The organism is Streptomyces sp. B21-105 (assembly GCF_036898465.1).
In the GTDB taxonomy this organism is placed as follows: domain Bacteria; phylum Actinomycetota; class Actinomycetes; order Streptomycetales; family Streptomycetaceae; genus Streptomyces.
Genome location: NZ_JARUMJ010000001.1, coordinates 3713071 through 3725230 on the forward strand (window position 1 = coordinate 3713071; position 12160 = coordinate 3725230).

General features: G+C 72.0%; 8 protein-coding genes and 1 pseudogene. 2 read left to right on the forward strand and 7 right to left on the reverse strand.

The genetic code is table 11. The annotated features are described in order from the left end of the window. Positions 1-16 precede the first annotated feature (16 nt). Positions 17-1609 (forward strand): tetratricopeptide repeat protein, encoded by a 1593-nt coding sequence (locus QA802_RS16710; RefSeq protein WP_334523102.1) that lies wholly within the window; start codon positions 17-19, stop codon positions 1607-1609. A gap of 37 nt (positions 1610-1646) precedes the next feature. On the opposite strand, the gene hppD is transcribed toward QA802_RS16710, so the two are convergent. Then, positions 1647-2792, reverse strand: coding sequence for a 4-hydroxyphenylpyruvate dioxygenase (gene hppD / locus QA802_RS16715; protein ID WP_334523106.1), 1146 nt, complete (start codon positions 2790-2792; stop codon positions 1647-1649). 126 nt (positions 2793-2918) lie between these two features. Here hppD and QA802_RS16720 point away from each other — a divergent pair, with 126 nt between their 5' ends. Continuing rightward, the gene (locus tag QA802_RS16720; protein ID WP_334534691.1) at positions 2919-3428 is read left to right on the forward strand and encodes an Lrp/AsnC family transcriptional regulator; all 510 of its coding nucleotides are present in this window, start codon (positions 2919-2921) and stop codon (positions 3426-3428) included. Between the two features lie 78 nt (positions 3429-3506). Here QA802_RS16720 and QA802_RS16725 read toward each other — a convergent pair whose 3' ends face one another. The 6 genes and pseudogenes from QA802_RS16725 to QA802_RS16750 form a co-directional block, all read right to left on the reverse strand. Beyond that, complete coding sequence (locus tag QA802_RS16725; RefSeq protein WP_334523109.1) at positions 3507-4298, reverse strand: S16 family serine protease; 792 nt, start codon at positions 4296-4298, stop codon at positions 3507-3509. Positions 4299-4466: 168 nt separating this feature from the next. Beyond that, complete coding sequence (locus tag QA802_RS16730) at positions 4467-5117, reverse strand: IclR family transcriptional regulator (protein ID WP_319168087.1); 651 nt, start codon at positions 5115-5117, stop codon at positions 4467-4469. A gap of 447 nt (positions 5118-5564) precedes the next feature. Beyond that, positions 5565-7361, reverse strand: a complete 1797-nt coding sequence (locus QA802_RS16735; RefSeq protein ID WP_319168086.1) for a DEAD/DEAH box helicase — start codon at positions 7359-7361, stop codon at positions 5565-5567. A gap of 502 nt (positions 7362-7863) precedes the next feature. Continuing rightward, positions 7864-10101, reverse strand: a pseudogene (locus QA802_RS16740) (family 43 glycosylhydrolase); the annotation flags it as partial. A gap of 494 nt (positions 10102-10595) precedes the next feature. After that, entirely contained in the window at positions 10596-11630 is a 1035-nt protein-coding gene (locus QA802_RS16745; protein WP_334523115.1) for an SUKH-4 family immunity protein, read from the reverse strand. Between the two features lie 258 nt (positions 11631-11888). Beyond that, positions 11889-12149: a hypothetical protein gene (locus QA802_RS16750; protein WP_334523118.1), complete on the reverse strand. Its 261-nt coding sequence runs from the start codon at positions 12147-12149 to the stop codon at positions 11889-11891. Positions 12150-12160: the final 11 nt, after the last annotated feature.

Here is a 12160-nt window from a genome sequence, read left to right on the forward strand (position 1 = left end):
ACGCACAGTGAGCGCCATGGAGAACGAGGAGCGCGCCGCCGAAGAGCGCACCGCCCCCGACGGGACTCCTGCGGGGGCCGTCGCGCAGACCGTCGCGGGGGCCGTCGCGGGGGCCGTCGCGGGGGCCTCTGCGGCAGCCGCCGCAGAACCCGCCGCAGAGGCCGCCGCAGAGGCCGCCGACGTAGCCGCGAGGGAGGGCGCCGAGGCCCCGGGGGACGTCTCCCGGGCGGGTCGGTGGCGGCGGCTGTCCGTCGGCTCGCTGGTGGGTTGTCTGATGGTGGGCGGCGGGGTGCTGATGTGCCTGCCCGGCGAGGAGCCTGCGGAACGCGGCGCGCCGGTGCCGGCTCCCGGGGCGCAGGCGGGCTCGGCGGTCCGGGCGGGGGTGGCGGCCGCGCTGTCCGATCTGGCGGTGCTGGTCGAGGAGCGGGAGCGTGCGGTGCGGGAGCGTCCCCGGGACGCGCGGTCCTGGGCGGTGCTCGGCACGGCGTACCTCGAGCAGGGCCGGCGGACCGCCGACGTCGCCGTCCTGTATCCGAAGGCCGAACGGGCGTTGCGGACCTCGCTGAAGGCCCGCCCCCGGGGCAACGCAGACGCCGTCGTCGGTCTGGCCGCGCTGGCCAACGCCCGCCGGGACTTCCCCGCCGCGCTGCGCTGGGGCGAGGCCGCGCGCAAGGCAGCCCCGAAGCGCTGGACGACGTATCCGCAGCTCATCGACGCGTACACCGGCATGGGGGACTACAAGAAGGCGCTGAAGGCCCTGGACGCGCTGACGGCGCTGCACTCCGGTCCCGCGGTGCGGGGACGGGCGGCGGGCGTCTACTGGGACCGGGGCCGGCGTGAGGACGCCCAGGCCGCGCTGGCGGACGCGGCGGCCGCCGCCGTCTCCCCCGCCGAGCAGGCAGCGTGGCTGGAGCGGGCCGGACAGCTCGCCTGGGAGCGCGGTGAGCGGGAGGACGCGCTGCGGCACTTCCAGGAGGCGGTCCGGCTCGACCCCGACCAGCGGGCGGCGCAGGCCGGGCAGGGCAGGGCGCTGGCGGCGCTGGGGCGGACGACGGAGGCGCTGAGCGCGTACCGGGTGGCGCTGGAACGGCAGCCGCTGCCGCAGTACGCGCTGGAGCTGGGCGAGCTGTACGAGTCGCTGGGGCTGGCGCAGGCGGCGCGGGTGCAGTACGACCGGCTGCGGGCGCTGGTCCGGCAGGGGGCGGCGGGCGGCGTCGACGGGGAGCTGACGCTCGGCCGGTTCGAGGCGGACCACGGGGACCCGGCGTCGGCGGTGCTGCGGCTGCGGGCCGAGTGGCGGCGGCAGCCGGGCGTCGCCGTCGCGGACGCGCTGGGCTGGGCGCTGCACCGGGCCGGGGACGACGAGGAGGCGCTGAGGTTCGCCTCGATCGCCACCGACCGGGTGCACGGGGGCGCGGTGCACAGCGCGCCGTACCTGCACCATCTGGCGGTGATCGAGCGCCGGCTGGGGAAGGACGGTCCGGCGCGGCGGCACCTTCAGGAGGCGTTGCGGCTCAACCCGTACTTCTCGCCCCTGTTCGGTCCGGCGGCCCGGGCCGCCCTCGCCGACCTCGGCGAGGAGCCGCCCCCGGCCGACCTGCCGGACTAGCCGGGCCGACCTGGCGTCCGGCTGCCCGGCCGGCGGGTCACAGGTTGCCGCGCTTGTCCTGCTCCCGTTCGATCGCCTCGAAGAGGGCCTTGAAGTTGCCCTTGCCGAAGCCCATCGAGCCGTGGCGTTCGATGATCTCGAAGAAGACGGTCGGCTTGTCCTGGACCGGCTTGGTGAAGATCTGCAGCAGATAGCCGTCCTCGTCGCGGTCGGCGAGGATCTTCAGCTCGCGCAGGGTGTCGACGGGGACGCGGGTGTCGCCGACCCATTCGCCGAGGGTGTCGTAGTAGGAGTCGGGGGTGTCGAGGAACTGCACCCCGGCCGCCCGCATCGTGCGGACCGTCTGCACGATGTCGTTGGTGTTGAGCGCGATGTGCTGGACGCCGGCGCCGCCGTAGAACTCGAGGTACTCGTCGATCTGGGACTTCTTCTTGGCGACGGCGGGCTCGTTGATCGGGAACTTGACCTTGAGCGTGCCGTCGGCCACCACCTTCGACATCAGCGCGCTGTACTCGGTGGCGATGTCGTCGCCCACGAACTCCTTCATGTTCGTGAAGCCCATGACCTTGTTGTAGAAGCCGACCCACTCGTTCATCCGGCCGAGCTCGACGTTGCCGACGCAGTGGTCGACGGCCTGGAAGGTGCGCTGGGCGGGAGGCTCGACGATCGGGTCGGCGCTCACGTAGCCCGGGAGGTAGGGGCCGTCGTAGCCGGACCGGTCGACGAGGGTGTGCCGGGTCTCGCCGTAGGTGGCGATCGCGGCGAGGACGACCGTGCCGTGCTCGTCCTTCAGTTCGTAGGGCTCGGCGACGGAGCGCGCGCCGTGCTCGACGGCGTAGGCGTAGGCGGCGCGGGCGTCGGGCACCTCGATGGCGAGGTCGACGACGCCGTCGCCGTGCTCGGCCACATGCCGCTCCAGGAAGTGGCCCCACGTGGTGGCGGGCTTGATGACGGAGGTGAGGACGAAGCGGGCCGAGCCGTTGGTGAGCACGTACGACGCGGTTTCACGGCTGCCGGTCTCCGGTCCGGAGTAGGCGACCAGCTTCATGCCGAAGGCGGTGGAGTAGTAGTGCGCCGCCTGTTTGGCGTTGCCCACGGCGAAGACGACCGCGTCCATTCCCTTGACCGGGAAGGGGTCTGCCTGCCGCGCGGTGTCGGGAGTGAGGTATGTGGTCTGCGTCATAGCGAAAGCCTCGCGCCATCCCTGCAAGGTGCGCAATAGTTCGCGTATCGCCTGGGCAGTCTGTGCAGCCGCTCGGCGGTTTCGGCGGACTTTCTGTACAGGGTGACCATCGTGGAGGCCTACGGCATGGGGATCGATCGTCTGGACGGCCGGATCATCGTCCTGCTGGCTCGGGAGCCGCGTCTGGGGGTGCTGGAGATGTCCCGGCGGCTGGGCGTGGCCCGCGGGACCGTGCAGGCGCGGCTCGACCGGCTTCAGTCGAACGGCGTCGTCCGGGGGTTCGGCCCCGACGTCGATCCGGCGGCCCTCGGCTACCCGGTCACCGCCTTCGCCACACTCCAGATCCGGCAGGGCCGGGGGGCTGCCGTGCGGGCCCACCTGGGATCCGTGCCGGAAGTGCTGGAACTGCACACCACCACCGGCGGCGGGGACATGCTCTGCCGGCTGGTGGCCCGCTCCAACGCCGATCTCCAGCGGGTGATCGACCGGGTCGTCGGCTTCGACGGCATCGTCCGGGCGTCCACCGCGATCGTGATGGAGAACCCCGTCCCGCTGCGGATCATCCCGCTCGTGGAGCAGGCGGCGGAGCTGGCACCGGGACGGCCCGGAGAGGACGCGGCCGACCGGGAGCGGTAGGGGCTCAGCAGCTGGGGACCGGTAGCGGGCGAGGCGGACGGCCTTGCAGAGGCGGGTCGGTCGGTGCGGAGCCGCCGCTCAGCAGCTGGGGACCGAGCCCTTGCCCTTCTCCAGCGCGACGAGCGCGCTCACCGCGCCCTTGAGCGTGGTGACCGGGACCAGCCGCAGCCCCTTCGGCAGCTCGGACTTCGCGTCGGAGCACTCGTCCTTCGGGACGAGGAACACGGTCGCGCCGTCCCGCCGGGCGGCCTGGGTCTTCAGGGCCACCCCGCCGACCGCGCCGACCTTGCCGCCGGCGTCGATGGTGCCCGTGCCCGCGATCGTGCGGCCACCCGTGAGGTCGCCGCCCTCGCCGTCGCCGTCCAGCTTGTCGACGATGCCGAGCGAGAACAGCAGTCCGGCGCTGGGTCCGCCCACGTCGGCCAGTTTCAGGGTGACCTTGACGTCGTCCTCGCCCAGTTTCAGATACGCCAGCGCCGCCTGGGTCGCCGCGTCCTGGGAGTCCTCCATCTGCTCGGTGTTGTGCCGCTCGATCTCCTTGGTGCTCTCCCCGCTGGGGTACACCGCGTCGCGCGGCATGATCGCCTGGTCGGTGCGGAACCAGCCGTCGAGGACGTCACCGAGCGAGACGCGCGTGTCGGGGCCGGTCGCCTCGATCGTCGTCATGCGCAGCTGTCCGCTGGTGCCCCGCACGGGCGCGCCGGAGATCGTGATCACCGGGGTGCCCTTGTTGTCGCCGAGGACGTTCGCCGTCATGCCCGGCTGTGCCACCGAGAACGGCAGCGGCGCGAACGCGGCCGTGGCGAGCAGCACCACGAGGGGCAGGGCGCAGACGGCGAGAGCGCGCGGGCGTGAGAGGCGAGAGAGCACGGAGTCAATCTAACGTGACGAGGTGCCGCGGCTCGCGGCCTGCTCGCCTCCTGGACGACGTCCACGCTCACTCTTCACGCCCGGCGCTCCCGCCGGGCGGGCCGCTCCAGCCGCTCCCGCCGGGCGGGCCGGCTGCGGGTGGTCCGGGTGCGGGTGGTCCGGGTGCGGTCAGCGCAGCGCCTCCGCCACTTCGCGTGCCGCGTCCACGACGCGCGGGCCGACCCGTTCCGGCACGGCGTCGGCCAGCATCACCACGCCCACGCTGCCCTCGACGCCGGTCACGCCCAGCAGCGGGGCTGCCGCGCCGCTCGCGCCGGCCTCCAACTCCCCGTGCGTCAGCGTGTAGCCGGGCTCGTCCGCGCTGCGCGCCGTCTTCTGCCGGGCGGAGAGGATCGCCCGGCCGGCCGCCCCCCGGTCCAGCGGATGCCGGAACCCGGCCCGGTACGCCACGTGGTAGTCGGTCCAGGTCGGCTCGACGACGGCGACGGCGAGCGCTTCCGTCCCGTCCACCAGCGTCAGATGCGCGGTCGCTCCGATGTCCTCGGCGAGTGAGCGCAGCGCGGGCAGCGCGGCCTCCCGCACCAGCGGGTGCACCTGGCGGCCGAGCCGCAGCACTCCGAGGCCGACCCGGGCTCGTCCGCCCAGGTCACGCCGTACGAGGGCGTGCTGCTCCAGCGTGGCGAGCAACCGGTACACAACGGTCCGGTTGACGCCCAGTTTGTTGGAAAGCTCGGTGACGGTCAGCCCGTGGTCGGTGTCGGCCAGCAGCTTGAGGACTTTCAGTCCCCGGTCGAGCGTCTGAGAGGTCTCCGCGGTCACGACGCCCACTCCTTAAGTGGTGAGGTCGGCTGCCTCCGTCGCGGCGGGGCGTCACCGAGTCCCGTCAGTGACGCGCCACAGAGGCCTCCGATCGACAGACGGGTCCGGCGTTCCGGGCCCGGTCGCTTCACGGCTGCGCTCCGCGGCGGCGCTGCCACGGGGCGTGTGCGTAGCGGGACAGTAGCGAAGCCGGTTCGCTGAGCGGAAGGCTCCGTCCAGAATCCGGTCAATGGCCGGTATGGACTACCTGCTTTTATCCCGATACGTACGGAGCGTGGCAGCGTCGCCCGCGCCCCAAGGTACTGATACGCCGCACGGGGCTGACGGGGCTGACTGCTGACTGGGCTGACGACACCGCGGGGTCGCGGGTCGCGGGTCGCGAGGTGGCGCCGCGGCAGTCGCGGCGGACCCCGCGGACCCCGCGGACCCGGCAGACCCGGCCGGGAGTCACTTCATCCGGGTCGCCCACTCCTGCACCTTGGCGATGCGCTGGCGCAGCTGCCCGGCCGTCGCCTCCGCGCTCGGCGGTCCGCCGCACACCCGCCGCAGTTCGGTGTGGATCACCCCGTGCGGCTTGCCGCTCTGGTGCACGTACGCGGCGACCATGGTGTTGAGCTGCTTGCGCAGTTCCATCATCTCCTTGTGCGAGACGACCGGCCGCCGCTCGGCGGGCAGTTCCAGCAGGTCGGCCTCGGCGTCCGGCCGTTTCCTGCTGTGCGCGATCTGCTTGGCCTGCCGCTTCTGCAGCAGCAGTTGCACCTGGTCGGGCTCCAGCAGCCCCGGGATGCCGAGGTAGTCCTGCTCCTCCTCGCTGCCCGGGTGGGCCTGCATGCCGAACTCGGCCCCGTTGTACGTCACCCGGTCGAAGACGGCCTCGGACTCCAGCGCCTCGAAGGCGAACTGCTCCTGCTCGCCGGTGTCCTCGTCCTGCTCACGGTTCGCCTCGTCCATCTCCTTCTCGGACTCGGCGTACGGATCCTCCTCGCCCTGCTTCTTGGGCTTGTCGAGGACGTGGTCGCGCTCGCGCTCCATCTCCCCCGCGAAACCGAGCAGGTCGGGCACGGTCGGGAGGAAGACGGAGGCGGTCTCGCCGCGCCGCCGGGACCGCACGAAACGTCCGACGGCCTGGGCGAAGAAGAGCGGTGTGGAGATGGTGGTGGCGTACACCCCGACCGCGAGGCGCGGCACGTCGACGCCCTCGGACACCATGCGCACGGCGACCATCCAGCGGTCGGTGCTGCCGCTGAAGTCGTCGATGCGGCTGGACGCGCCGGTGTCGTCGGACAGGACGAGGGTCGCCTTCGAGCCGGTGATCTCCCGGATCAGTTTGGCGTAGGCGCGGGCGGAGTCCTGGTCGGAGGCGATGACGAGCGCACCGGCGTCCGGGATGGCCTTCCTGACCTCGGTGAGGCGCTGGTCGGCGGCGCGCAGCACGCTCGGCATCCACTCGCCGCGCGGGTCGAGCGCGGTGCGCCAGGCCTGACTGATCGCGTCCTTCGTCATCGGCTCGCCGAGCCGGGCCGCGATCTCGTCGCCGGCCTTTGTCCGCCAGCGCATGTTGCCGCTGTAGGAGAGGAAGATGACGGGACGCACGACGTGGTCGGCGAGCGCCGACCCGTACCCGTAGGTGTAGTCGGCGGCGGACCGACGGATGCCGTCGTCGCCCTCCTCGTACGTCACGAACGGAATGGGGTTGGTGTCCGACCGGAACGGCGTGCCGGTGAGCGCGAGGCGGCGGGTCGCCGGCTCGAACGCCTCGAGGCACGCCTCACCCCACGACTTGCTGTCGCCGGCATGGTGGATCTCGTCGAGGATGACGAGGGTCTTGCGCTGCTCGCTGCGGTTGCGGTGCAGCATCGGACGCACGCCGACGCCCGCGTAGGTCACGGCGACGCCGTGGTAGTCCTTGCTGAGCGGTCCGGCGCTGTACTCGGGATCGAGCCGGATGCCTATGCGGGACGCCGCCTCCGCCCACTGCTTCTTCAGGTGTTCGGTCGGCGCGACCACGGTCACCTGCTGCACGACGTGGTGGTGCAGCAGCCAGGAGGCGAGGGTCAGCGCGAACGTCGTCTTGCCGGCGCCGGGGGTGGCGACGGCGAGGAAGTCGCGCGGCTGCTCCTGGAGGTACTTCTCCATCGCCCCCTGCTGCCAGGCCCGCAGCTTGCCGGCGGTGCCCCAGGGGGCGCGGCCGGGGAAGGCGGGCGACAGGTGGTGGGAGGTGGAGGTGGCGGCGGTGGTAGTCACGGTCTCCGGTTCGGGGGGTCGGGCTGCTCGTTACTCGGCTACGTATGACAACCGGGCCACCCTACCGGCGGCCCGGATGTCAACGCGCCGACGAGGCCGCGTCGCCCGCGGGTGGGACCCAGCTCACAACACCCGCAGCCACCGCGCGATCACGGCGGTGTCGGGTCTCCGTGCCGGGTGCCACGCGTTTCACCGGGCCGGACGCCCGATTGGCCAGCAGGCCGGGCACCAGGTCGTACGCCCGGCCGGTCACCAGCCCCCTGTCCCGTCTGTCCCGTCCATCCCGTCGACCACCGGGCCGGACGCCCCGTCAACCACCGGCCCACACACCCGATCGACCACCCGGCCGCACACCCGACGACCGCCGGGCCGACCGCCCGACCGCCCGACCGCCCGGAATCCCGTCGCGGTCTCTGGTGTGTGACCAGGGAGAACGGAAGGGCGGCACCCCTCTTGGGGTGTCGCCCTTCCGTCGGCCGGGGGTGCTGTCAGGGCCGGGGGGTCAGGCCCAGGGGGTCACTGCCTTGAAGGAGCTGTCGGCGCGGAAGGTGGCGGTGTTCTGGAAGGTGTCCATGCGCAGCTCGTAGTTGTAGTGGCGGAGGTAGCGGCCGGGGTAGTTGTAGGACTCCAGGCTGACCGAGCCGGCGACCGAACCGGGCCGGGCGCAGTAGGTGGCGTCCTTGGTGAAGACGGCCGTGCCGTTGTTCGCGTCGGCGCGGATCCTGAAGTCCATGTGGCGCAGATAGCGGCCGGCCGAGTCGCGGAACGAGTAGCAGGTGGGGTCGGCCAGGCCGGGGACGACGGTGAAGGTGGCGCTCTGCTTCACCGCCGGGGTGCTGGCGACGGTCACCGGGTCGACGTAGCCGAGGTTGTCGGATCGGACGGCGGCGTAGCGGCCGGGGAAGTTGACCGACTGGAGGGAACGGTCGGTGTGCGTCGGCAGGGTGGCGCCGACGGAGACCGGGTCGACGCTGCTCAGGGTCGGGACGACCTTCTTGATCAGGCCGGCCGAGTCGAACTCCAGCTTGTCGACGGTGGTTTCGCGGTGGGTGCCGTCACCGCCGGGGATGGCGAAGCGGTGGTAGGCGATGTACCAGTCGTCGGTGCCGGGCACCTGGACGACCGAGTGGTGGCCGGTCCCCTTGATGCCGAGGGCGAGGTCTTTCTCGAGGATCACGCCGCGCTTGGTCCAGGGCCCGGTGGGTGAGGTGCCGGTGGCGTAGGCGACGCGGTAGTTCTCGTCCCGGGTGTCGTTCTCCGACCACATGAAGTAGTAGGTGCCGTTGCGCTTGATGACGAAGGAGCCCTCGTTGTAGCCGCTCGGCGTGATGGCGGTGACCTTGGAGGCGTCGAAGGAGACCATGTCGTCGTGGAGCGGGACGACGTACGCCCGGCCGTTGCCCCAGTAGAGGTACCTCGTGCCGTCGTCGTCGGTGAAGACCGCCGGGTCGATCATCTGGCCCGTGTAGGCCCCGCGGGCGATCAGCGGCTTGCCCAGGGGGTCGGTGAACGGGCCGGTGGGCGAGTCGGAGACCGCGACGCCGATGTTGGTGTCGGCGGAGTAGTAGAGGTAGTACTTGCCGTCCTTCTCGGCCGCCGTCGGGGCCCACGCGCGGGCGTCGGCCCAGCTGACGTCGGGTCCGAGGTCCAGGACGACGCCGTGGTCCGTCCAGTGGACCAGGTCCTTGGAGGAGTACGCCTTGAACTGCGTGCCGCTCCAGCCGGCGAAGCCGTCGGTGGTCGGGTAGAGGTAGAAGGTGTCGCCGAAGGCGACGATGTTCGGGTCTGCGGTGAGCCCCGGCAGCACCGGGCTCTTCATCTCCAGCGCCTCGACCGTCCAGGTGCGCTTCTCGCCGCCGGAGCCGGTCACCTCGTACGTGAGCGGCTCGGTGAAGTCGCGCGGGGTGCCGGAGGCCGGGCTGATGGACGCGCCCTGGGCGACGGTGAACTGCGGGGCGAGCGTGGTGAGGTCGGTGCCCTCGGTCAGCGGGAGGGTGATCTTGCTGTGGGCGTCGTCGACGATGGCGGCGATCTTCAGCCGGGGGTGGGTGGCCGCGGCGACGCCGGTGGTGTTCCCGCTGACGTCGAGCACCTCGGCGGGTGCCAGCGCGCGGTTGTAGACCCGGAAGTCGCGGATCTTGCCCTTGAAGAGCTTGTCGCTGGTGTAGACCGACTTGCCGATGTAGTTCGCCGTGGTGAGGCCGGACCCGATGGAGCCGGGGGTGAGGGTGACCGACGTGTTACGGGCCTTCTCCACACCGTCCTCGTAGAGGACTCCGGTGGTACCGGTCTGGGTGTAGGTGACGTGTTTCCAGACCGAGCGCTGCAGCGCGCCGGAGGTCCGGGTGTTCTGCTCGGTCGTCGAGTTCCCGGAGGCGATCGCGGCCCGGAACGAGTCGCCGGTGGCGAACAGGTACCCGTTGCCGGCGCCGCTGCTCGCGGTGTTGCCGAACCCGTAGAGGAAGTACGGCGTGGCCTGGGCGGCGTCGATCTGCACGTCCATCGAGACGGTGATCGCGTTCATGCCGCTCATGATGTTGTCCGGCACTTCGACGTAGGTGCTGGACCCGTTGAAGGTGAGCCCCTCCCCGGTGCCCGACCAGCCCGCGGTGCCGTTGACGGTGCCGTTCCTGCCGTGCCCCGAGGAGTCCACCGCCACGGCGCCCGAGGAGGCGTCGAGTTTGTACCAGAGGGCCAGGCCGTCGGTGATCTCCGCCGCCTGTGCGGGGGTCGCCGGACCGGCGACGCCCGCCAGGAACGAGGCGGCTGCCACGGCGGCCAGAGCGCCCGTCCAGAATCCGCGGCGGCTCTGAGGTCTCACGCTGTGCATGGTTCACATCCCGTGGAGAAGACATGCGGAAGGGAGCGGGGGGACGCCACCCTTCGGCCGAGGGGTCGCGTCACGCCCGATGACATCTGGTGCCGCGTAACTGCGCCGGCGGGTGGGGGTGGAATGGAGCGCCAACGTCGTTCGAGAAATCGAACACTGTTCGCAACTTCGCGCAAAAGATAAGTGTCGATCAAGAGCGCGTCAATGGAACCGGCCGGTACGGAACCGGCCGGTACGGTCCGCGAACTCCCGAGTCGCCCGCCCGCCGCGCCCTGGGGCCGTGGGGACAGGCCTGCCGGGACCGACAGCAACGCCCTGGACGCCGGCCGGGAGAGAGGTGCCGCCGAGCAGGGCAGAGCGTGCCGGACGGAGCGTGGTGTGCGTTGCGGTGCGTCGAGGGCTCGTCAGGCGTCCGCGGGGTCGGCCGGGGCACGCAGGGCGACCGGGGCGACCGGGGCGACGGGGTCGGTCGCGGCCAGGGTGCGGGACATGGTGTCGGCGAGTCGGCCGTAGGCCTCGGTCAGTTCGCGCACCGCGTCCAGGGCCCGCTCGTGTCTCAGCAGCCAGAGGGTGAACGCGAGGCTGGAGATGTCGGCGTTGAGCGGACGCAGGGTGAGGTCCGTCTCGCTCCAGCACAGCACCGCGCCCGTGGCGCCGTCCACGACGAGGCTGGTGTCCTCGACGAGGTTCCCCAGACGGATGAGGCGGTCGGCGTGCGCCGGAAGCCGGTCCCCGGCGCCGGCCCAGTCGTCTGCCCCGTCGGCTGCCCAGCCGTCCGCCCAGCCGTCTGCGCTGTGCTCGGCGAGGGTCTGCAACGGCAGGTCCGTCTCCAGCGAGAACGGGACGGCCTCCTCCGGCAGGCCCCTCCCGCGCAGGAAGCGCCGGGTCGGAGCGTGCGCGAGGACGTCGGGCAGGTCGACGTCCTCGAAGCGGACGACGCCGGCGGAGCCGAACTCCTCGTCCAGCAGCCGGACCGGCAGGTCGAGGACCATGCCGGACGCCGTGACCGGGCCGGCCACCAGGGCCAGCGGACGGATCACCGCGGCCAGCTTCCAGAACAGAGCGGACGCGCCGCTCGGGCCTTCGGCACCCGCCTCGAACACCGCCAGCAGCCGCCGGGAGGCCTCGGTCACCGCCTTCGGTCCGAGCCGGCCGGCGTAACAGGCGAACTGGCCGCGCAGGGCCGCCAGTTCGTCCACCGCCGTGGCGCAGCGGAGCAGCTTCTCCAGGGACGGGGCGAGCGGCGTGGCGTCCATCAGGTCGAGGCGGTCGTGGAAGAAGTACGTCGTCGAGATCTCTCCCGTCATCTGGTCGAACAGGACGGACTCCGTCTCCAGGCGGTCGGCGTCCAGGATGCCGACCGCCGCCGGCCGGCGGGGTGCCGGGGCGGGTGCGACGTACCGGTTCAGCTGGTCCTCGGTGAAAGTGATCGTCGTCATGACGGTGGTGGTCCTGGTCGTGCCCATAGGGTCCCCCTGGCGGAAGTTGCGTGCGCCGTCCCACTGCTCCGCAGCCTACGCGGACCCACTGACAACGGCTCCGACCAGCGACGACGCCCGACCGCGCCGGGGGTTTCGCCCGCAGCACCGGCACCGGTCCATACCGGAAGACGTCACGGCGACCCGATGCGTTGCCTGCCCACCCGAATCGCCCGGTCCCACCCCGTGTTCATGTTCACGCGCTGCCGTGAGTGCCCGTCAGGTGAAGTACACGCCGCCCAGCACCACGGCCAGCGCGGCCGTCACGAACAGCAGGATCCAGAGCAGCAACTTGCCGGCGCTCGGCGGGGGTTCGTACTGCCGGGCTTCGTACTGCCGGGGGTCGGGCTGCCGGGCTTCGTACTGCCGGGGGTCGGGCTGCCGGGCTTCGGGCTGCCGGGGGTCGGGCTGCCGGGCTTCGGGCTGCCGGGGGTCGGGTCCGCGATCGCCCGACAGACCGTCCGCCGCCGGGCCGCTCACCGGTCGCTCAT

Coding starts and splice junctions, on each gene's coding strand:
- QA802_RS16710 (WP_334523102.1), top strand. CDS start 17: ATGGAGAACGAGGAGCGCGCCGCCGAAGAGCGCACCGCCCCCGACGGG.
- QA802_RS16745 (WP_334523115.1), bottom strand. CDS start 11,630: ATGACGACGATCACTTTCACCGAGGACCAGCTGAACCGGTACGTCGCA.
- QA802_RS16720 (WP_334534691.1), top strand. CDS start 2,919: ATGGGGATCGATCGTCTGGACGGCCGGATCATCGTCCTGCTGGCTCGG.
- hppD (WP_334523106.1), bottom strand. CDS start 2,792: ATGACGCAGACCACATACCTCACTCCCGACACCGCGCGGCAGGCAGAC.